The sequence below is a fragment of the Paraburkholderia sp. JHI2823 genome (genome assembly GCF_038900695.1).
Lineage (GTDB): Bacteria > Pseudomonadota > Gammaproteobacteria > Burkholderiales > Burkholderiaceae > Paraburkholderia > Paraburkholderia mimosarum.
Genome location: NZ_JAYMRY010000006.1, coordinates 15,675 through 35,432, shown reverse-complemented (window position 1 = coordinate 35,432; position 19,758 = coordinate 15,675). Strand labels below are relative to the sequence as shown.

At 64.9% G+C, this 19,758-nt stretch carries 20 protein-coding genes; 16 read left to right on the top strand and 4 right to left on the bottom strand.

The annotated features are described in order from the left end of the window. Window positions 1-106: 106 nt before the first annotated feature. From acpP to nagZ, 16 genes are all read left to right on the top strand, one after another. Window positions 107-346 carry an acyl carrier protein gene (acpP, locus tag VSR34_RS09130; protein WP_004197638.1) on the top strand — a complete coding sequence of 80 codons (240 nt, stop codon included), beginning with the start codon at window positions 107-109 and terminating at the stop codon, window positions 344-346. A 192-nt stretch (window positions 347-538) separates the two neighbouring features. Beyond that, window positions 539-1,780: a beta-ketoacyl-ACP synthase II gene (gene fabF, locus VSR34_RS09125; RefSeq protein ID WP_342962357.1), complete on the top strand. Its 1,242-nt coding sequence runs from the start codon at window positions 539-541 to the stop codon at window positions 1,778-1,780. Further along, on the top strand, window positions 1,777-2,274 hold the full coding sequence (locus VSR34_RS09120; RefSeq protein WP_238327935.1) for a hypothetical protein: 498 nt from the start codon (window positions 1,777-1,779) through the stop codon (window positions 2,272-2,274). The genes fabF and VSR34_RS09120 overlap by 4 nt, the downstream gene beginning before the upstream one ends. 112 nt (window positions 2,275-2,386) lie before the next feature. After that, window positions 2,387-2,986 carry an RNA polymerase sigma factor RpoE gene (gene rpoE / locus VSR34_RS09115; protein ID WP_027795258.1) on the top strand — a complete coding sequence of 200 codons (600 nt, stop codon included), beginning with the start codon at window positions 2,387-2,389 and terminating at the stop codon, window positions 2,984-2,986. 92 nt (window positions 2,987-3,078) lie between these two features. Next, window positions 3,079-3,729: an RseA family anti-sigma factor gene (locus VSR34_RS09110; RefSeq protein ID WP_028212936.1), complete on the top strand. Its 651-nt coding sequence runs from the start codon at window positions 3,079-3,081 to the stop codon at window positions 3,727-3,729. 5 nt (window positions 3,730-3,734) lie between these two features. Beyond that, window positions 3,735-4,799, top strand: a complete 1,065-nt coding sequence (locus VSR34_RS09105) for a MucB/RseB C-terminal domain-containing protein (RefSeq protein ID WP_028212937.1) — start codon at window positions 3,735-3,737, stop codon at window positions 4,797-4,799. A gap of 22 nt (window positions 4,800-4,821) precedes the next feature. After that, window positions 4,822-6,354, top strand: a complete 1,533-nt coding sequence (locus VSR34_RS09100; protein ID WP_028212938.1) for a DegQ family serine endoprotease — start codon at window positions 4,822-4,824, stop codon at window positions 6,352-6,354. 17 nt (window positions 6,355-6,371) lie between these two features. Beyond that, complete coding sequence (locus tag VSR34_RS09095) at window positions 6,372-6,695, top strand: glutaredoxin family protein (RefSeq protein WP_042289652.1); 324 nt, start codon at window positions 6,372-6,374, stop codon at window positions 6,693-6,695. Between the two features lie 175 nt (window positions 6,696-6,870). Beyond that, window positions 6,871-8,664, top strand: a complete 1,794-nt coding sequence (gene lepA, locus VSR34_RS09090; RefSeq protein WP_028212939.1) for a translation elongation factor 4 — start codon at window positions 6,871-6,873, stop codon at window positions 8,662-8,664. 21 nt (window positions 8,665-8,685) lie between these two features. Continuing rightward, on the top strand, window positions 8,686-9,579 hold the full coding sequence (gene lepB, locus VSR34_RS09085; RefSeq protein WP_028212940.1) for a signal peptidase I: 894 nt from the start codon (window positions 8,686-8,688) through the stop codon (window positions 9,577-9,579). Window positions 9,580-9,819: 240 nt separating this feature from the next. Beyond that, window positions 9,820-10,992, top strand: a complete 1,173-nt coding sequence (rnc, locus tag VSR34_RS09080) for a ribonuclease III (RefSeq protein ID WP_028212941.1) — start codon at window positions 9,820-9,822, stop codon at window positions 10,990-10,992. A 54-nt stretch (window positions 10,993-11,046) separates the two neighbouring features. Next, on the top strand, window positions 11,047-11,952 hold the full coding sequence (era, locus tag VSR34_RS09075) for a GTPase Era (RefSeq protein ID WP_028212942.1): 906 nt from the start codon (window positions 11,047-11,049) through the stop codon (window positions 11,950-11,952). 18 nt (window positions 11,953-11,970) lie between these two features. After that, window positions 11,971-12,999, top strand: a complete 1,029-nt coding sequence (gene recO / locus VSR34_RS09070) for a DNA repair protein RecO (protein WP_342962356.1) — start codon at window positions 11,971-11,973, stop codon at window positions 12,997-12,999. After that, window positions 12,996-13,760 carry a pyridoxine 5'-phosphate synthase gene (gene pdxJ, locus VSR34_RS09065; protein WP_028212944.1) on the top strand — a complete coding sequence of 255 codons (765 nt, stop codon included), beginning with the start codon at window positions 12,996-12,998 and terminating at the stop codon, window positions 13,758-13,760. Before recO ends, pdxJ begins: the two co-directional genes overlap by 4 nt. Window positions 13,761-13,833: 73 nt before the next feature. After that, window positions 13,834-14,244, top strand: coding sequence for a holo-ACP synthase (gene acpS, locus VSR34_RS09060; RefSeq protein WP_342962355.1), 411 nt, complete (start codon window positions 13,834-13,836; stop codon window positions 14,242-14,244). A gap of 44 nt (window positions 14,245-14,288) precedes the next feature. Then, a complete protein-coding gene (nagZ, locus tag VSR34_RS09055; protein WP_028212946.1) occupies window positions 14,289-15,329 on the top strand; it encodes a beta-N-acetylhexosaminidase in 1,041 nt (346 codons plus the stop codon). 82 nt (window positions 15,330-15,411) lie between these two features. On the opposite strand, the gene VSR34_RS09050 is transcribed toward nagZ, so the two are convergent. The 4 genes from VSR34_RS09050 to earP all read right to left on the bottom strand — a co-directional run bounded on the left by VSR34_RS09050 (window position 15,412) and on the right by earP (window position 19,580). Next, window positions 15,412-16,797: a sigma-54 dependent transcriptional regulator gene (locus tag VSR34_RS09050; RefSeq protein WP_028212947.1), complete on the bottom strand. Its 1,386-nt coding sequence runs from the start codon at window positions 16,795-16,797 to the stop codon at window positions 15,412-15,414. Window positions 16,798-17,127: 330 nt separating this feature from the next. After that, window positions 17,128-17,337: a CsbD family protein gene (locus VSR34_RS09045; RefSeq protein ID WP_028212948.1), complete on the bottom strand. Its 210-nt coding sequence runs from the start codon at window positions 17,335-17,337 to the stop codon at window positions 17,128-17,130. A 251-nt stretch (window positions 17,338-17,588) separates the two neighbouring features. Continuing rightward, window positions 17,589-18,146 carry an elongation factor P gene (gene efp / locus VSR34_RS09040; protein WP_028212949.1) on the bottom strand — a complete coding sequence of 186 codons (558 nt, stop codon included), beginning with the start codon at window positions 18,144-18,146 and terminating at the stop codon, window positions 17,589-17,591. 234 nt (window positions 18,147-18,380) lie between these two features. Continuing rightward, window positions 18,381-19,580, bottom strand: a complete 1,200-nt coding sequence (gene earP, locus VSR34_RS09035; RefSeq protein ID WP_342962354.1) for an elongation factor P maturation arginine rhamnosyltransferase EarP — start codon at window positions 19,578-19,580, stop codon at window positions 18,381-18,383. Window positions 19,581-19,758: the final 178 nt, after the last annotated feature.

Here is a 19,758-nt window from a genome sequence, read left to right as displayed (position 1 = left end):
GCGCGAGAGCTATTCCGAACTTTGAGCGCCGCTTTTCTGCCAGGTCAAACCTGATAAAATGCGCGCACTCGCATTCATGAGCTAACTTTTTTCCCTTGGAGGGGTAATGGACAACATCGAACAGCGCGTCAAGAAGATCGTCGCCGAACAACTGGGCGTCGCCGAAGCTGAAATCAAGAACGAGGCTTCGTTCGTGAACGACCTGGGCGCCGACTCGCTCGACACCGTCGAACTGGTGATGGCCCTCGAAGACGAATTCGGCATGGAAATCCCGGACGAGGAAGCCGAGAAGATCACGACGGTCCAGCAAGCGATCGACTACGCTCGCGCGAACGTCAAGGCCTAAGCCTGTTTCCTGCCCGGGCCGCGCACGCCGCGTGCGCGCTGACGGCCCGCGAGGAGGCTCGCCCGTGAAACCGCGTACGCCTGCCGCAGTCGCTGCGGGGCATTTGCCGGTCAACTAGCCACAGGGCTCACAGGAGCATTTCCTGTGGCCTCTGTGGCTTTTGTTTTTGTCATCTATGGAAAAGGGGTTACCGTGAGCCGTCGACGAGTTGTTGTTACAGGCCTGGGGCTGATTTCGCCTGTTGGCAATAATGTTGCCGACGGCTGGGCCAATCTGGTCGCCGGGAAGTCCGGCATCGCAAACATCACGAAGTTCGACGCTACGAACTTCTCGACTCGCTTCGCCGGCGAGGTGAAGGGCTTCAACGTCGAAGACTACATGCCGGCGAAGGAAGCGCGCCATATGGATACGTTCATCCATTACGGCATTGCCGCGGGCATGCAGGCGATCAAGGACAGCGGCCTCGAGGTCACTGAAGCGAACGCCGAGCGGATCGGCGTGAACGTCGGCTCGGGCATCGGCGGGCTGCCGATGATCGAAGTCACGCAAACCGAACTGCTCAACCGCGGTCCGCGCCGTATTTCGCCGTTCTTCGTGCCGGCCTCGATCATCAACATGATCTCGGGCCATCTGTCGATCAAGTACGGCCTCAAGGGCCCGAACCTCGCCATGGTCACGGCCTGCACGACCGGCCTGCACTGCATCGGCGAAGCTTCGCGTCTGATCGAATACGGCGACTGCGACGTGATGATCGCCGGCGGCGCGGAATCGACCGTCTCGCCGCTCGGCATCGGTGGCTTTGCTGCCGCGCGTGCGCTCTCGCAGCGCAATGACGATCCCGCAACGGCCAGCCGTCCCTGGGACAAGGATCGCGACGGCTTCGTGCTGGGTGAGGGCGCAGGCGTCATGGTCCTCGAAGAGTACGAGCACGCGAAGGCGCGCGGCGCCAGGATCTACGCGGAAATCGGCGGCTATGGCATGAGCGGCGATGCGTACCACATGACTGCTCCGCTCGAAGACGGCGACGGCGCGCGCCGCTGCATGCAGTACGCAATGCGCAACGCCGGCGTCAACGCGAACGAAGTGAACTGGGTCAACGCTCACGGCACCTCGACGCCGCTCGGCGACATCGCCGAAACCACGGCGATCAAGCGCGCATTCGGCGATCACGCGAAGGACATCGTCGTGAACTCGACCAAGTCGATGACGGGCCACCTGCTGGGTGGCGCGGGTGGTCTGGAGTCGGTGTTCACGGTACTCGCCGTGCACAACCAGGTCTCGCCGCCGACGATCAACATCTTCAACCAGGATCCCGAGTGTGACCTGGACTACTGCGCGAACACCGCGCGGGACATGAAGATCTACGTCGCGCTGAAGAACTCGTTCGGGTTCGGCGGCACCAACGGCACGCTCGTTTTCAAGCGCCACGCTTGATCGCGTACGACGCGACAGCGGCCGCGCCGGATTCTCCGGCCGGCCGCCTTCCTCCTGGTTTCCCCTCGCGGCGCACGAGCGCGCCGCTTCTTCCCCTGCGTCCTTCCCTCGCGCTGCAAGTGCTTGTTGCCGCGAGCCTGGGCCTGGCCACGGCCGCCGTCCAGACGGCGCTTGCCCCATGGCTCGGCGCCTGGCGCGCCTTGCCGCTCACGTTGGCGTTCTTCGCGACCGGCGCGCTCGCGGCTGCGGCGTGGCGTCGCAGTCAGCCCGCGTTCCTCGAAATCGGGCCGGATTTTCTTGCGGCTTATGCCCGCGACGGCGCCTGCCTCGCAACGGGCCGTCTTGCCGGTGCCTCGCAATGGGGTGCATGGCTGTTGGCCCTCGTCGTGGAGCAGGGCGCCCGTCGCACGACAGTGCTCATCGCTGCCGACGCCATTGCGCGAGGAGCCTTTCGCGCGCTCGCCGTGCGCGCCCGCAGCGCGGCCGGCCGCTGAAGGTGCCTTGCTGTAACGCTTGTAACGGCTGTTACTCGTGTAACGTGGGACCGTGGCGAGGACGCTACAATGGTGCCCCCACGTCTACTCCATGTGCTAACGGATTTTTCAGGTGAGCGAAAAAGAAATTGATCAGGTTCTGGTCGAGCGCGTGCAAAAAGGCGACAAAGCCGCGTTCGAGCTCCTGGTCTCGAAATACCACCGCAAGATCATCCGGCTGATCTCGCGCCTCGTGCGGGACCCCGCCGAGGTCGAGGACGTGGCCCAGGACGCCTTCATCAAGGCTTACCGGGCGCTTCCGCAGTTTCGTGGCGAATCGGCTTTCTATACGTGGTTGTACCGGATTGCCGTCAATACGGCAAAGAACTACCTTGCGACGCAGGGAAGACGCGCCCCAACTTCCACCGAAGCGGACGCAGAAGAAGCGGAAACTTTCTCGGACGCCGATCAACTAAGGGATATCAACACGCCCGAGTCGATGTTGATGAGCAAGCAGATCGCGCAGACGGTCAATGCTGCGATGGCGGTTTTACCGGAAGAGTTGCGCACCGCCATTACGCTTCGGGAAATTGAAGGCCTGAGCTACGAGGAAATTGCCGAGATGATGGGTTGCCCCATCGGCACGGTCAGATCGAGAATTTTCCGCGCACGGGAAGCCATTGCGGCAAAATTGCGTCCGCTGCTGGACACTCCGGAAGGCAAGCGCTGGTAAGAACAACCACCAGCTCCGCCCCGGGCGGCGACGCGATTCACCAGATAATGTTGGTGTCACCAGGGACGTCTGTTTAGGGAATGGGGAGCATCATGGGTTCGGTCTCGATGCAATCGGTATCAAGCTCGCGCGGCGAGCGTCTGTCCGCCTTCGTCGACGGCGAAGGGTCGGCCGGGGAGCATCTGAACGGAAATTTTCTTGAACTCGACGGCGAAGGCCGCGCCGCCTGGTCGGAGTACCACCTGATCGGCGACGTGCTGCGTTCGGACGATCTGGCCCTCAGTCAGGCCGCGAGCCGCGCCTTCATGACGGGTTTCGCCGCGCGCTTCGACGCCGAGCCGCATCTGCTCGCGCCTGCCGCGCTTGCGCAGCCGCAAGGCGCGAGGGCTGGGCGCAATGAGCGGGTGGGCCGCATTCTGGCGCTGCGCCGCCGCGTGATGCCTTCGTTGGCCGTGGCTGCCGCAGCCGCCACGCTCACGTGGATCGTCATGCCGCAAATGCGCGGTGTGGGCATGGCAGGCGCGCCGCAAATCGCCGCCGTGCAGTCGCAGGGCGACGCCATGCAGCGCGTGGCGATGAACGCCACGCCGGCGGTGGCCACGGGCGGTCAGGACGGCAATATCATCCGCGACGCACGCCTCGACGAATATCTTCAGGCACATCAGCAATTCGCTCAGCAGCCGGTCATTTCGGATTCCACGCCATATATCCGTTCGGCCGCTCTCACCACGCAAGGCCAATAAGTTTGATGCAGACATTGCGGTTGAATAACAACACGATCTGGGGGCGGTTGCCGGCTTTCCTGTGCTGCGCAGCCATGATGTTCACCGCTCTGTCTGTCGCCCCGCGCGCCCACGCGCAAGGCGCGTCGGCGGCCGATGCCGCCGGGGCGCGCCGGGCTGCCGCGCAGTGGCTCGACCGCATCCAGCAAGCCTCCCAGCAACAGAATTACGAAGGCACTTTCGTCTACCAGCGCGGCGAGTTCGTGCAGTCTTCGCGCATCATGCACTACGCGTCGAAGACGGACGGCGAATTCGAGAAACTGGAGAGCCTCGACGGCAAGCCCCGCACGATGCTGCGTCACAACGACGATCTCTTCACGTTCGTGCCCGAGCGCAAATTGCTCGTCGTGGAAAAGCGCCAGAACAAGGATGCTTTCCCGGCGCTGCTTTCCACGAGCGGCGACCAGGTGCTGACCGTCTACGAGCCGAAGATGCTCGGCACCGATCGGGTGGCGGGCCTCGACAGCCAGGTGGTCGAACTCGATCCGAAGGACAATTTCCGCTTCGCCTACAAGCTGTGGGCCGACGCCAAAACCGGTCTGCTGCTGCGTTCCCAGATGCTCGATCCGTCGAATGGCCAGGTGCTTCAGCAACTGGCGTTTACGCAGGTCCGCATTGGCGGCCCCGTCGACAAGACCCCCATCGTGAACGGCATGCGCAACATCGCGGGCTGGACCGTGGTGCGTCCGCCGCTCCAGACGGTCGATATGGAAGCGGCGGGCTGGTCGTTCGGGCAGGCCGTGCCGGGATTCGCCAGAATTCGCGAAGTGCGCCGGCCCATGGCGGCACGCGACGCGAGCGATCCGCCTATCGCCGTCGATCAGGCCGTGTTCTCCGATGGACTTTCCACGCTTTCGGTTTTCGTCGAACCGGTCAAGAACAACAGCCGCAAGGAAGGCTCGGGCAGCAGCGGCGCCACTCATGTGCTCGTGAAGCGCAATGGCGACTACTTCATCACGTTGCTCGGGGAAGTGCCCCAGAGCACGTTGCAGCAGTTCGCGTCTGCCATAGAATACAAGGCTCCCAGGTAACTTTCCTTCGGCTGACTTCGATATGACGATTCTCCCGCTGCGCAAATTTTTCGCGGCCGCGGTCGTGGCGGTTTGCCTGCCGTTCACGCCGCACGTGGCATCGGCGGCGCCGGCCGCGAATTTGCCCGACTTCGCCGACCTCGTGGACAAGGTGGGGCCGTCGGTCGTCAATATCCGCACCACCACGCGCGTGTCGACAGCCCAGCGAGGCCTCCCGCCGGGCATGGATAACGGCGACATGTCGGAGTTCTTCCGCCGCTTCTTTGGCATTCCACTTCCGCAGGGGCCGCAGGGCGGCCAGTCGCCGCGTGGCGGCCAGGGGGGGCAGGGCGGCGGCGGACAAGGTGGCCAGGGCGGCGGATCGGACTCCGGCCCGGACAGCGGCAACGACTCCGAACAGAACAGCGGCGTTGGCTCCGGGTTCATCCTGTCGAGCGACGGTTATGTCATGACCAATGCACACGTGATCGACGACGCGGACAGCATCTACGTCACGCTCACCGACAAGCGCGAGTTCAAGGCGAAGCTGATCGGCGTGGATGATCGCACCGACGTGGCTGTCGTGAAGATCCAGGCCTCGAATCTCCCGGCGGTGACGATGGGCGATTCGAACAAGGTGCGCGTGGGCGAGTGGGTCGTGGCGATCGGCTCGCCGTTCGGCCTCGAAAATACCGTGACGGCCGGCATCGTGAGCGCCAAGGGCCGCGACACCGGCGACTATTTGCCCTTCATCCAGACCGACGTGGCCGTGAATCCCGGCAACTCGGGCGGTCCGCTCATCAACATGCAAGGCGAGGTGATCGGCATCAACTCGCAGATCTACAGCCGCACGGGCGGCTTCATGGGCATCTCGTTCGCGATTCCGATCGACGAAGCGATGCGCGTGGCGGATCAGCTGAAGTCGACGGGCAAGGTCACGCGCGGCCGCATCGCCGTGGCGATCGGCGAGGTGACGAAGGACGTGGCCGACTCGCTGGGCTTGCCGAAGGCGCAAGGCGCGCTCGTGTCCAGCGTCGAGCCGGGCGGCCCCGCCGACAAGGCGGGCATCCAGCCGGGCGACATCATCCAGAAGTTCAACGGCGCGAATGTCGAGGCAGCGACCGACCTGCCACGCATGGTCGGTGACACGAAGCCGGGCACCAAGGCGACCATCACGATCTGGCGCAAGGGCGCGACGCGTGAACTGCCGATCACGATCGCCGAAATGCAGACCGACAAGAGCACGAAGGCCGACCTGAAGAAGGCGCCCGAGCCCAAGCCGCGCGCATCGAACTCGCTCGGTCTCGCGGTGGTCGATATCCCGGCCGACCAGCTCGCCCAGATGAAGATCAAGGGTGGCGCGATGGTCGATTCGGTGGACGGTCCGGCGGCGCGCGCTGGCCTCCAGAAGGGCGACATCATCCTGCGCGTGGGCGACACGGATATCACGAGCGCGAAGCAGTTCCAGGAAGTGACCGCGCACCTCGACCCGCAAAAGATGGTGGCGGTGCTCGTGCGGCGCGGCGACAACACACAGTTCGTTCCGGTGCGCCCGCGCGCGCAGGGCCAGAAGTAACGCCGATGCCGGGACCCATGCGGACTTCGGGAGCGGCTGACGGCGCGCTGGCCCGCGCCAGTGCCCATTTCGTTCTGTACGGCCGCGCGTGGTGCCACTTGTGCGAGGAAATGCGCGCGGCGCTCGAACCGCTCGCCGCCGCGGCGGGCGCGCGGCTCGACATCGTCGATATCGATACCGCCCCCGAACTGCAGGCGCGCTACGACGAACTCGTGCCGGTGCTCCTGTGCGATGGCGTCGAGGTGTGTCACTACCGGCTCGACGAAGCGCGCGTGCGTGCCATGCTCGGTCTCGGTATCGACGCACCGAATCTATCGCCGACTCCGCCGGCTGCAGCGTGAAACCGTTGCCCGGCACGCCGCCAGGCGCCACCCGCACGGCATGACACATCCGTTGGATCAGCGGACGGTTCGCCCGTGGGACCCCTTTTCGGCTAAAATAGTTCGGTTTTTCATCTATTTACGAGGCGTGCCCAGCTATCGTTGGGGCGCGCCTTTTTCGCTTGATCGGCACTGAATGGATCATATTCGTAACTTCTCGATCATTGCGCACATCGACCATGGCAAGTCGACGCTCGCCGATCGCATCATCCAGCTCTGCGGTGGCCTGTCCGACCGCGAGATGGAATCGCAGGTGCTCGACTCGATGGATCTCGAGCGCGAGCGCGGCATCACCATCAAGGCGCAGACCGCTGCGCTTTCCTACAAGGCGCGAGACGGCAAGGTCTACAACCTGAACCTGATCGACACGCCGGGGCACGTCGACTTCTCATACGAAGTCAGCCGTTCGCTCTCCGCGTGCGAAGGCGCGCTGCTCGTGGTGGACGCGAGCCAGGGCGTTGAGGCGCAGACGGTGGCGAACTGCTACACGGCGATCGAACTCGGCGTGGAAGTCGTGCCGGTGCTCAACAAGATCGACCTGCCCGCCGCGAACCCCGAAAACGCCATCGAAGAGATCGAGGACGTGATCGGCATCGACGCGACCGACGCCACGCGCTGCAGCGCGAAGACCGGTCTCGGCGTGGATGACGTGCTCGAAGCGCTCATCGCCAGGGTGCCCCCGCCCAAGGGCGACCCGGAAGCGCCGCTGCAGGCACTGATCATCGATTCGTGGTTCGACAACTACGTCGGCGTCGTCATGCTCGTGCGTATCGTCAACGGCACGCTGCGTCCGAAGGACAAGATCAAGCTGATGGCCACCGGCGCGCAGTATCCGGTCGAGCATGTCGGCGTGTTCTCGCCGAAGTCGCGCAATCTCGACCAGCTCTCGGCGGGGCAGGTGGGCTTCATCATCGCGGGCATCAAGGAACTCGCTGCGACGAAGGTGGGCGACACCGTCACGCTCGCCACGAGGCCGGCGCCCGAGCCGCTGCCGGGCTTCAAGGAAGTGAAGCCGCAGGTGTTCGCGGGCCTCTATCCGGTCGAGGCGAACCAGTACGACGCGCTGCGCGAGTCGCTCGAAAAGCTCAAGCTCAACGACGCCTCGCTGCAATACGAGCCGGAAGTTTCGCAGGCGCTGGGCTTCGGCTTCCGCTGCGGCTTCCTCGGCCTGCTGCACATGGAAATCGTGCAGGAGCGTCTGGAGCGCGAGTTCGACATGGACCTCATCACCACGGCGCCGACCGTGGTGTACGAGGTCGTGCAGGCGGACGGCAGCACGATCAAGGTCGAGAACCCGGCGAAGATGCCGGAGCCCTCGAAGATCGCAGAGGTCCGCGAGCCGATCGTGACCGTGAACCTGTACATGCCGCAAGAGTACGTGGGTTCGGTTATTACGCTCTGTACGCAGAAGCGTGGCAACCAGATCAACATGCAGTACCACGGCCGCCAGGTGCAGCTCACGTACGAAATCCCGATGGCGGAAATCGTGCTGGACTTCTTCGATCGGCTAAAGTCGGTGTCGCGCGGCTATGCGTCGATGGACTACGAGTTCAAGGAGTACCGCAGCTCGGACGTCGTGAAGGTCGACATGCTCATCAACGGCGACAAGGTCGATGCGCTGTCGATCATCGTGCACCGTTCGCAGTCGCAGTACCGCGGCCGCGAAGTGGCGGCGAAGATGCGCGAGATCATTCCGCGCCAGATGTACGACGTGGCCATTCAGGCCGCGATCGGTGCGCACATCATCGCGCGCGAGAACATCAAGGCGCTGCGCAAGAACGTGCTCGCCAAGTGCTACGGCGGCGACATCACGCGCAAGAAGAAACTGCTCGAAAAGCAGAAAGAAGGCAAGAAGCGGATGAAGCAGGTCGGTTCCGTGGAAATTCCGCAGGAGGCCTTCCTCGCGATTCTGCGCGTCGAAGACAAATAAGCCAGAACAACGGACCTCTACATGAATTTTGCGCTGATTCTTTTTGTGCTCGTCATTTTGACGGGCGTTGCGTGGGTTGCAGACAAACTGGTTTTCATGCCGCGCCGGCGCCTCGCCGCCGATGCGGCGGTCGAGGAGTTCGACCGGCAGCAGGAACGTATCGGCGAGCGCTTCGCCGATGAAAACGCGCCTGCCACGCGTCAGCACCTGCGCAACGAAAAGCTGCGCCAGCCGTGGTGGCTCGAGTACACGGCGAGCTTCTTTCCCGTCATCCTGATCGTGTTCTTCGTGCGCTCGTTCGTCGTGGAGCCGTTCAAGATTCCGTCGGGCTCGATGGTGCCCACGCTGCTCGTGGGCGACTTCATCCTCGTGAACAAGTTCGACTACGGTATCCGCCTGCCGATCACGAACACGAAGATCACCCGGGGCCGCCCGCTCGAGCGCGGCGACGTGGTCGTGTTCCGTTATCCGAAAGACGAGTCGGTCGACTACATCAAGCGTGTGATCGGACTGCCGGGCGACGTGGTCGCCTATCAGGACAAGCAGCTCACGATCAACGGCAAGCCCGTGCCCGAAACGCCGGTGGGGGATTACTTCGACGAAGAGCGCATCGGTTACGCGAAGCAGTTCACGCAGGACCTTTTCGGCCGCAAGAACAATATCCTCAACAACCCCGCGGTGCCGCCGTTCATCGTGGGCGCGGAGGACTATCCGTATCGCGACAACTGCCAGTACAACGCGCGCGGCGTGATCTGCAAGGTGCCGCCGGGCAATTACTTCATGATGGGCGACAACCGCGACAACAGCGCGGACAGCCGCTACTGGGGCTTCGTGCCCGACGCCAACATCGTGGGCCGCGCGTTCTTCATCTGGATGAACTTCAGCAACCTGCGGCGCATCGGTTCGTTCAATTGATACACGCGTGACGTGCGTGTCATCTACATGATGGGCACGCACATCGCGGCGAAGATGGCGCACGGCAAAGCGATAGAAGCAGCAACGATAATCGCGACCGTGAACGTGCGTTTCGCCCGATTCACGCGCATCGCATCTTCGCGCGCTACTTGAAGAACCCCCGGTAACGTCGCTTCATCATGGTTTTTCGTCCGCCGCCCCTGTTTTCGCCGGGGGCGGCGGGCGCGTTATACTCTCCCCATGCCCCTATCTCCGCTGGAAAGCCGTTTGCGCTATGAATTTCGTAATGCGGAATTGTTGCGCCAGGCTTTGACCCACCGCAGTCACAGTGCCACGCATAACGAACGCCTCGAATTCCTTGGTGATTCGGTTCTGAATTGCGCGGTGGCCGCCCTATTGTTCCAACGTTTTGGCAAGCTGGACGAGGGAGACCTCTCGCGCGTGCGCGCAAATCTGGTCAAGCAGCAGTCGCTCTACGAGATTGCTCAGGCCCTCAATATTGCCGATGGCCTGCGCCTCGGCGAGGGCGAGCTGCGCAGCGGCGGCTTCCGCCGCCCGTCGATCCTCGCCGATGCGCTCGAAGCGATCTTCGGCGCGATTTTCCTCGACGGGGGCTTCGACGCCGCCCAGACCGTCATCAAGCGCCTGTACGTGCCGATACTCGACCACATCGATCCGCGCACGCTCGGCAAGGATTCCAAGACGCTGCTGCAGGAATACCTCCAGGGCCACAAGATCGCGCTGCCGACCTACACGGTCGTCGCGACGCATGGTGCGGCGCACAATCAGCAGTTCGAAGTCGAATGCACGGTGCCCAAGCTCGATGTGAAGGTCTCGGGTTCGGGCGCGAGCCGCCGCGCGGCCGAACAGGCTGCGGCGAAGAAGGCGCTCGACGAGGTCATGGCCGCGGCGCCTGCGCTCGTCGCCAAGCCGCGCCGTTCCAAGGGCGCGCGTGCCCCGAAGGCGGAACCCGAGGTCGTCCCGGGCGTGACGGGCGTGCAGGGCGCGCTCGATCTGCGTGCGCCCGAGCGCCGCGAACGCGCCGCGGCGCGCGCGGAGCGCCCCTCGCAGCCAGCGGTTGCCGAAGGCGCCCCGCTCGCGGTGATTCGTGCAGCGCATCATGTGCAAGAGCGCCTGGCGGAGAAGGATAAGCCGGCTGAAAGGTCCGGAGAGAAGGCTGAGCGCGGTTCAGAAAGAGCGAGCGAGAAGCCCGCCGACAAGGCCGCCGGTTTCGACGCCGTGCCCAGCGCCGGCTCCATCGGCCACCGCTCGCCGGCGGCGAAGGCAGATTCGGCGCTGCGCCATGTCGAGCGCACGCACGCGGCTCCCACCGGCGCCGCCAGCACCGACGCCGATGCGCACGCCGAGGCCGCTGCGGCCATTCCTGTGCGCGCGGCCGATGCCGGCCACTGAACCCACCCATGCGCGCGGCGAGCGCGCCTCCTGTTTTCCTATCCCGGTCCGATCATGAACGCTCCCACTTCCACTCCTGCCGGTTTCCGCTGCGGCATGGTCGCGATCGTCGGCCGTCCGAACGTCGGCAAATCGACGCTGATGAACGCGCTGGTCGGCCAGAAGATCAGCATCACGTCGCGCAAGGCGCAAACGACGCGCCATCGCATCACCGGCATCAACACGATCGACGACGCGCAGTACATCTTCGTCGACACGCCCGGTTTCCAGACGCGCCACAGCACGGCGCTGAACCGCTCGCTGAACCGCGCGGTGACCTCCACGCTCAGCTCGGTCGATGCCGTGCTGTTCGTGATCGAAGCCGGCAAGTTCGGCCCCGACGACCAGAAGGTGCTCGACCTGATTCCGCCCAAGGCGCCGACGATCCTGATCGCGAACAAGATCGACCGCGTGAACGACAAGGACACGCTTTATCCGTTCATCCAGCAGATCCAGGGCTTGCGCGAATTCCGCGAGATCGTGCCGCTCTCGGCGAAGCACCCCGAGGACATCAAGCGCCTGCTCGACACGCTCAAGGCGTATCTGCCCGAAGGCGAGCCGATCTACGGCGAAGACGATCTGACCGACCGCAGCGAGCGCTTTCTCGCCGCTGAAATCCTGCGCGAGAAGGTGTTCCGCTGGACCGGCGACGAATTGCCGTACACGAGCACCGTGCTGATCGACAAGTTCGAGCAGGAAGGCCGGCTGCGCCGCGTCTTCGCGACGATCCTCGTCGAGCGCGACACGCAGAAGGCGATGGTCATTGGCCAGAAGGGCAGCAAGCTCAAGCAGATCAGCACCGAGGCGCGCCTCGACATGGAGAAGCTCTTCGACGGTCCCGTGTACCTCGAAACCTTCGTGAAGGTGAAGAGCGGCTGGGCCGACAACGAAGCCGGGCTGCGCGCCTACGGTTACGAGTAAGCACGACGGGCACCGCGTATGAGTGACGGCGCAGCCGGAACCCTGCACGACGACCGGCCCGCGCACGACGAAGCGCAGGCCGGCGAGGCGTTCGCTCCCGGCGAACCGTCCGGTTCCCGCAGTACGCGGCGCGCGCGCACGACGAGCGCTAAAAGCACCGAGACCACGAGGCGCAGTTCGAAGGCGACGAAAGTCGCCGCAACCCGCGACACCATGACGGAAGGCGCCGACGCCACGCTCGAAGGCCACGCCCAGGCGCACACCGAATCACCCAACAGCCGCAAGACGACCGCGCGCTCGCAACTGCCGCGCGCCTCGCGCAGCACGGCCCCCGATTACCGCATCGCCGAGCAGCCGGCGTTCGTGCTGCACAGCTATCCGTACCGCGAAACGAGCCTCATCATCGACGTGCTCGCGCGCGATCACGGCCGCGTCGCGCTCGTCGCGAAGGGCGCGAAGCGGCCGCACTCGGCGTTGCGCGGCGTGCTGCAAACCTTCCAGCCGCTCGCGCTATCGTGGACCGGCAAGGGCGAAGTTCGCACGCTCACGGGCGCCGAATGGGTGGGCGGCATGTTGCCGCTGACCGGCGACGCGCTGCTTTGCGGCTTCTACGTGAACGAGCTGCTCGTGAAGTTCATCGCGCGCGAAGACCCGCATCCCGAGCTCTTTCGTCACTACGTCGTGACGCTCACGCGCCTTGCGCACGACGAGCCGCCCGTGCAGGTGCTCCGCTCGTTCGAGCGCGTGCTGCTGCGCGAAGCGGGCTACGCGCTCGCGCTCAATCGCACCGTGAACCGCAAGACGGTGGTCGCCGAGGGTCGCTATGTATTCGATCCTGAACGCGGTGTACGCGAAGCCTCCCACGAGTGGCCTGCCCAATGGCCCCTGCTTTCGGGACAGACGTTGCTCGACATGGAAGAGGACGATTACCATCGACCCCAGACGGTTGCGCAGAGCAAGGCGCTCATGCGCTTTCTGCTGAACACCTACCTTGGCGGCACGCCGCTCGCGACGCGCCAGATTCTGATCGACCTGCAGAACCTATGAGCTTCTTTCTCACTTCGCCCAACGTGATCGACCTCGGCGTCAACATCGACCACGTCGCCACGCTGCGCAACGCGCGCGGCACCGCTTATCCCGATCCGATCCGCGCCGCGCTGCTCGCCGAAGAGGCGGGCGCCGACGCGATCACGCTGCATCTGCGCGAGGATCGCCGCCATATCGTCGACGCCGATGTGCGTGCGCTGCGCCCGCAACTGAAAACGCGCATGAACCTCGAGTGCGCGGTCACGGCCGAGATGCTCGACATCGCGTGCGAGATCAAGCCGCACGACGTCTGCCTCGTGCCAGAAAAACGCCAGGAGCTGACGACCGAAGGCGGCCTCGACGTTGCCGGCCACTTCGACGCGGTTGCCGCCGCCTGTCGTCAGCTCGCCGATGCGGGCTGCCGCGTTTCACTCTTCATCGACGCCGACGAAACGCAGATCCGCGCGGCGCACGAAACGGGCGCGCCCGTGATCGAACTGCACACGGGCCGCTATGCCGAGGCGCACGATGCCGGCGAGCAGGAGCGCGAATTCGAGCGCGTGGTCGCGGGCGTGAACTGTGGCAACAGTCTCGGGCTCAAGGTGAATGCCGGGCACGGCCTGCACTACACGAACGTGCAGCAGATCGCCGCCATCGACGGTATTGTCGAGCTGAATATCGGCCATGCGATCGTTGCGCACGCAATCTTCGCTGGCTGGGAGAATGCGGTGCGCGAAATGAAGGCGATCATGGTCGCGGCGCGCCTCGGCGCGCGCGTCTGAGCGGATTTGCGGATCGCGTCTCAGTGATTCGCGCGTTGCGCTCACGCAATCGACATCCATCGACGGGAATCTCATGGCGATTTACGGTATCGGCACCGACATCATCCAGGTGAGCCGCGTGGCGGCAGTCATGGAACGGACCCACGGGCGCTTCGCGCCGCGCGTGCTGGGCCCCGACGAACTCGCCGTCTACAAGGCGCGCAAGGCGCGCTCGGAGGCGCGGGGCCTCGCCTACCTCAGCACGCGGTTTTCCGCGAAAGAGGCGTTCTCGAAAGCGATCGGCCTCGGCATGCGCATGCCGATGACCTGGCGCGCCATGCAAACACTGAACGAGCCCAGCGGCCGCCCCGTGATCGTCGCTTCGGGCGCGCTGGCGCAGTGGCTCGACGAGCGCGGCATCACGGCGCGCGTGAGCATCACCGACGAGCATGACTACGCGGTGTCGTTCGTGATCGCCGAAGTGAACGTCACAGTCAAAGGCTGATATCCATCGCCGTGCGCTGCGCGGCATCAACGCAAAATTCATCGATGAAGAATATTTCCGGGCCAGTAATGCTCGACGTGGTCGGCACCGCGCTGAACGACGACGACGTGCGCCGCCTCGCGCACCCGATGACGGGCGGCGTGATCCTGTTTGCGCGCCACTTCGAAAACCGCGCGCAACTCGTCGCGCTGACCGATGCGATTCGCGCAGTGCGCGAGGACCTGCTGATCGCCGTCGACCACGAGGGCGGCCGCGTCCAGCGCTTTCGCACCGACGGCTTCACGGTGCTGCCGGCCATGGGGCGGCTCGGTGCGCTGTGGGACAAGGACGTGCTGCTCGCCACCAAGGTCGCGACCGCGGTGGGCTACATCCTCGCAAGCGAGCTGCGCGCCTGTGGCATCGATCTCTCCTTTACGCCCGTGCTCGATCTCGGCTATGGCCAGTCGAAGGTCGTGGGCGACCGCGCGTTCCACCGCGACCCGCGCGTCGTCACGCTGCTCGCCAAGAGCCTCAACCACGGGCTCGCGCTCGCGGGCATGGCCAACTGCGGCAAGCACTTCCCCGGGCACGGCTTCGCGACGGCGGACTCGCACGTCGCAGTGCCCGTGGACGAGCGCCCGCTCGAATCGATTCTCGGCGAAGACGCGCTGCCGTACGACTGGCTCGGCCTTGCCCTGACGGCGGTGATGCCGGGGCATGTCATCTATCCGAAGGTCGATTCGAAACCCGCGGGCTTCTCGCGCATCTGGGTCGAGGAGATCCTGCGCAAGCGGCTGCGTTTCACGGGCGCGATCTTCAGCGACGATCTCTCGATGGAAGCCGCGCGCCAGGGCGGCACGCTCACCGAGGGCGCACGCGCCGCACTCGAAGCAGGGTGCGACATGGTGCTGATCTGCAACCAGCCGCACGAGGCCGAAAAAGTCCTCGACGCGCTGCGCAGTGCCGAGCCGCGGCGCTCCGCCAGGCTTTCGAGTCAGCGCATCAAGCGCATGCGCGCGCGCGGCAAGGCGCAGCGCTGGGACAAAATGATCGCGGACCCGGCGTACCTCGAAGCCCAGGCATTGTTGCGCAGCGTTCTGCCCTGACCGCGAAGCCGCGGAAATCAAAAAAGCTGCCCTTCGAAAACAAAGGGCAGCTTTCTATGTGGCCTGGCGGTGCGCGGCGCAGTCAGTTCAGACGCATACGCTGCAGCTTGTTGTAGAGCGTCTTGGGGCTGATGCCGAGCAGGGATGCAGCGCGATGCCGCGTGCCGCCCACGGCGTCGAGCGTCGCGCGGATCAGCATCTCTTCCACGTCGGCGAGCGGCGTGCCCACGGTCACCTGCACGCGACCGCCGTTCATATCGCGGTGCCCTGCGCCGCTGGTTTCCTCCGCCTCAAGGGTTTCGAGCACCTCGCCGGAGGCATGCCAGGCGCGCCGCACGCGCTCGTGCAGTTCGCGCACGTTGCCGGGCCAGTCATACGCGAGGCATTCGCGGACAAACGAAGGGGCGATGAGCCGCGTCGCGCCGGGCAGGCCGTGCGCTTGCGCCTCCTGGTTGAGTTCGTCGACGCACGCGGCCGCGATCAGGGCGGCGTCGTCGTCGCGTTCACGCAGCGGCGGCAGCGCAATCGCCGCGGCATCGAGGCGCATCCATAAGCCGTCGTGCAGCGCGCCCTGCTGGACGGCTTCGCGCGGGATCGCACGGGTGCCGGCGACCAGGCGGAAATCCGTGCCCACCACTTTTTTGCCGCCAACGCGCATGAAGGTTTGCGAGTCGAGCGCGCGCAACAATGTTTCCTGGTGGTCGCGCGGCAGTTCGGTAAGCTCGTCGATGAACAGCGTGCCGCCGCTCGCCAGATCCACGAGGCCCGGTTCGCGCTGTTCCGCCCCGTTGAAAGCGCCGCGCTCATGCCCGAACAGCACGCTCGCGAGCGGCCGGCCGGCGGCGGCCTCCGCAGCGAGCGAGCGCGTGTCGCAAACGATGAACGGCCCCTTGCGGCGCCGGCTCAGCTGATGCAGCGTACGCGCAGTGATTTCCTTGCCGGTGCCGACCTCGCCATGCACGAGCAGCGCCGCTTCGGTGGGCGCGAGCTGTTCCAGAGCGTCGTAGACCTGCTGGATCGCGCTGCTGCGGCCGATCATCGGCCCGAAGTGGCCCATCCGGCGCAGCGTGGCCCGCAGCGTGCGCACTTCCTCGCTCAGCTCGTACGGACGCGGAATGCGCGCGAGCAGACTGCGCAGCCGCGGAATGTTGACGGGCTTGAGGAGATAGTCCCAGATGCCGTGGCGCAGGCCCTCGATTGCACTTTCGACCGTGGCGTTGCCCGTCATCACGATCACGGGCAGCGCGCCGCCTGGCGGCTGCGCGGGCAAATGGTGCAGCAGGTCGAGTCCGCCGCCGTCTGGCAGGTTGAGGTCGACGAGCACGACGTCGGGAATGAAACGCGAGAGCGCGGCGCGCGCTTCGGCGAGTGTGGCGGCAGTGTCGACGGAGAAGCCGTCAGCCGACAGGATCGCAGAGAGACCTGAGAGGCTGTTGGGATCGTCTTCGACAATCAGTGCATGTGGCATGGCGGTAGCGGCTTACGGATGAGCGCAGTCGCGCCTGCGTTGCGCGCGCGGTTTAGCGCGCTCGCCCCGGGAGGCAACCGCGCGGCGCGCGGGAGCGCGGCACGATGCGAAAGTTTTCATCGAGATCACGCAGGTGTCTCGAAGCAGGATGTTCAGGTTCCGGTCCTCCCAGTTGTACCGCGCCAGCGGAGGGGCGCGACGGCATTGCCGGGCAGAAGAGCGCCGGCGGCCGAACGGCGGCGCAGCCACTAGCGCATGGCGCTCTGGCGTGCCGCAAAACCCCCTGTTTGCCTGCAAGTGGGCGCACGTATCGCCCGTGCCGACGGCGCGTCAGCCGCGCGGCCCGTGCGCGTCGAACCAGCGGCGCACTTCCAGTTCCGCCTCGTCACGCGTCTTGCCGTAACGTTCCTGGATCAGCCCGGCGAGTCGATCTGCATGGCCTTCCGTTCGCGCGAGTTCGTCGTCCGTCAACTCGCCCCATGCCGCCTTGGCCTTGCCGACCAACTGCTTCCACTTGCCTTCAGCAATGTCGTTATTCATCGTGCTTCTCCTGGTTAGGGGAAAGAGCGTGGAACGCACGTTTCCCTTCCAGTAGCAGAAACCATGCCGCGGAGGTCACTCTGACCGGTTTGCATCGCACTGGCGCGTCGAAGTCGGCAAGTGGGCAATTCGTCCCGCATAACCGGTAAGGTTTTCCGCGACACTGTCAAACATACACGTTCGGCAAAAAAAGAAAAGCGCCCCGAGGGGCGCTTTCTCAGCGGGTCCGCCTGCAGATCGCGCGAGATGCTTCAGGCGCGGCTGCGGTACTCGTTCGTGCGCGTGTCGATTTCGATCTTGTCGCCGATATTGCAGAAGAGCGGCACTTGCAGTTCGAAGCCGGTGTTGAGCTTGGCAGTCTTCAGGACCTTGCCCGACGACGTATCGCCCTTGACGGCAGGTTCCGTGTAGATGATTTCGCGCACGAGCACGGTCGGCAGTTCGACCGAGATGGCCTTGTCGTTGTAGAACACGACTTCGCAGGCCATGCCGTCCTGGAGGTAGTTGAGGGCGTCGCCCATCATCTCGCCTTCGACTTCGTACTGGTTGTAGTCGGCGTCCATGAACACGTACATCGGGTCGGCGAAGTACGAGTAGGTCACTTCCTTGCGGTCGAGCACCACGACGTCGAACTTGTCGTCCGCCTTGTACACGGTTTCCATGCCTGCGCCGGTCAGCAGGTTCTTGAACTTCATCTTCACGACGGCGGCGTTGCGGCCCGACTTGTTGTATTCGGCCTTTTGCACGACCATCGCGTCGTTACCGATCATCACGACGTTGCCGACGCGGAGTTCCTGTGCGGTTTTCATAATAAAAAACTGTCCTGTCCAGATTAAATGACTTCGAGTGTGCGCGACGGCAAACGTCGCAAGCGGATTCGCGGATTCGTACGGTGCGACCCTCTTTGATGCGCTGACCTTCGCGCACCTGGTGGGGCGCCGAGATCAGAAGCACTGCTCCTGGCATTGCCGGGCGTTGCCGGGCGTTGCTTCTGCTCGCTGCTGTTTTCATGCCGCTTGAGACGGCTGCCGCCGGATAACCGCTTATTTTAACTGACTTTTTGCGAATTCGGCTAGGTTTGCGGCCAGATCGCCAACCTGGGCGAGTTCGCCGGCCCACGCCTTCGCGCGAGCCGCGTAGGCAGGCAGGTGCTGCAAGAAATCGGCCCAATCGGGGATCCCGCGACCGTTCCACGCATGCCAGAAGCGTTCGAGCGCGGCGCGCGGCGCTTCGGGCAAGGTGCGGCCGTAGTGTGCCAGCGCGGCGTCCAGCTTCGGCAGATGGGCGTCATCGGCTTGCGGGTAGATGTGCCAGACGAAAGGTCGCGCCGCCCATTGCGCGCGCACGAACGAGTCCTCGCCGCGCACGAAGTTCAGGTCGCTCGCCCAGAGCAGCGGGTCATAGCCGCGTTGCTCGGTGAACGCGAGCGCGTGCGCGCGCAGCGCGCCGCGCGTGGCCTGCGAACCCGCGCCGAACGCGGGCATTCCGAAAAAACGCGCGAGCGCGCCCGAAATGCGACCCTCCGGAACGAGCAAGACAACCGGCCTGGCCCCATCGCGCCACTGCTCGAGCAGGGGGGCGACGGCAAGATTTTCATAGGCGAAAAGCGAGATCACCGTGGCTTCCGGCGCCGGTGGCGGGCCGCCGGTGGCGTGCCGCCACCATGCGGCGCGGGTCTGCGGCGAGCGCTCGAAGTCGGCGCGCGAGGCGTCGAGCGTGCGCTCCTTGAGCACGCCGCCCGTGCCGGGCCCGAGCCCGGGAAAGAAGAAGTGCTTGGCGAGCGCGTAGCGCGGGTGCGGCGAGGGCCGCAGGTGAAAGTCGGCCACCCAGTCTTCGGCGCTCAGGTATTCGAGGTTGAGCCAGACGGGCTTGCGGCCGCGCTCGGCCATCGCGGCGACATAGACGGGCGGCAACTCGCACGCGAACGCCTCGATCACGACATCGGCGATCTGCAGCGTGTCGCCCGCGTGTTCGGGCTCGTGCCAGTGCTCGATGAGCACGCCTTCCACGGATTGCGTCGCGCGGCTGGTATCGAGCGCCGGGCAGAGCTTGTCGAAGGCGTGCAGGTCGTCGACGAAGAGGCGCACCTGCCAGCCGTGCTCGTGCGCGAGCTGGCGCGCGAGGCGCCAGCACACGCCGATGTCGCCGAAATTGTCGATGACGGCGCAAAAAATGTCGCAGGCGACGCCCGCTTCGGCTGTGCCGGTTGGAGCGGCCGCGGAGGAGGAGCGGGCTTCTGTCATGGGGAGCCAGTGAGCGTAGAGTCGCGCAACGAAAACTCGCGTTCGCCGTCCCGAAGGCGGGCGCGGGACCCTCAGCTTCGGGGCCCCTTCGTTGCAGCATGGAATGATCTAAACTTGCGATTCTAGGACAGAGCCTTGAACGCGTCGCGAGCGCGGCGCGCCCGGCCATCTCCGCATC

Excerpts from the sequence above, each read along its gene's own strand:
- efp (WP_028212949.1), bottom strand. The coding sequence starts at position 18,146 with ATGAAAACCGCACAGGAACTCCGCGTCGGCAACGTCGTGATGATCGGT.
- acpS (WP_342962355.1), top strand. The coding sequence starts at position 13,834 with ATGGCGATTTACGGTATCGGCACCGACATCATCCAGGTGAGCCGCGTG.
- era (WP_028212942.1), top strand. The coding sequence starts at position 11,047 with ATGAACGCTCCCACTTCCACTCCTGCCGGTTTCCGCTGCGGCATGGTC.
- VSR34_RS09105 (WP_028212937.1), top strand. The coding sequence starts at position 3,735 with ATGCAGACATTGCGGTTGAATAACAACACGATCTGGGGGCGGTTGCCG.
- earP (WP_342962354.1), bottom strand. The coding sequence starts at position 19,580 with ATGACAGAAGCCCGCTCCTCCTCCGCGGCCGCTCCAACCGGCACAGCC.
- recO (WP_342962356.1), top strand. The coding sequence starts at position 11,971 with ATGAGTGACGGCGCAGCCGGAACCCTGCACGACGACCGGCCCGCGCAC.
- VSR34_RS09110 (WP_028212936.1), top strand. The coding sequence starts at position 3,079 with ATGGGTTCGGTCTCGATGCAATCGGTATCAAGCTCGCGCGGCGAGCGT.
- lepB (WP_028212940.1), top strand. The coding sequence starts at position 8,686 with ATGAATTTTGCGCTGATTCTTTTTGTGCTCGTCATTTTGACGGGCGTT.
- VSR34_RS09050 (WP_028212947.1), bottom strand. The coding sequence starts at position 16,797 with ATGCCACATGCACTGATTGTCGAAGACGATCCCAACAGCCTCTCAGGT.
- lepA (WP_028212939.1), top strand. The coding sequence starts at position 6,871 with ATGGATCATATTCGTAACTTCTCGATCATTGCGCACATCGACCATGGC.
- VSR34_RS09100 (WP_028212938.1), top strand. The coding sequence starts at position 4,822 with ATGACGATTCTCCCGCTGCGCAAATTTTTCGCGGCCGCGGTCGTGGCG.
- nagZ (WP_028212946.1), top strand. The coding sequence starts at position 14,289 with ATGAAGAATATTTCCGGGCCAGTAATGCTCGACGTGGTCGGCACCGCG.
- acpP (WP_004197638.1), top strand. The coding sequence starts at position 107 with ATGGACAACATCGAACAGCGCGTCAAGAAGATCGTCGCCGAACAACTG.
- rnc (WP_028212941.1), top strand. The coding sequence starts at position 9,820 with ATGCCCCTATCTCCGCTGGAAAGCCGTTTGCGCTATGAATTTCGTAAT.
- pdxJ (WP_028212944.1), top strand. The coding sequence starts at position 12,996 with ATGAGCTTCTTTCTCACTTCGCCCAACGTGATCGACCTCGGCGTCAAC.
- VSR34_RS09095 (WP_042289652.1), top strand. The coding sequence starts at position 6,372 with ATGCGGACTTCGGGAGCGGCTGACGGCGCGCTGGCCCGCGCCAGTGCC.
- VSR34_RS09045 (WP_028212948.1), bottom strand. The coding sequence starts at position 17,337 with ATGAATAACGACATTGCTGAAGGCAAGTGGAAGCAGTTGGTCGGCAAG.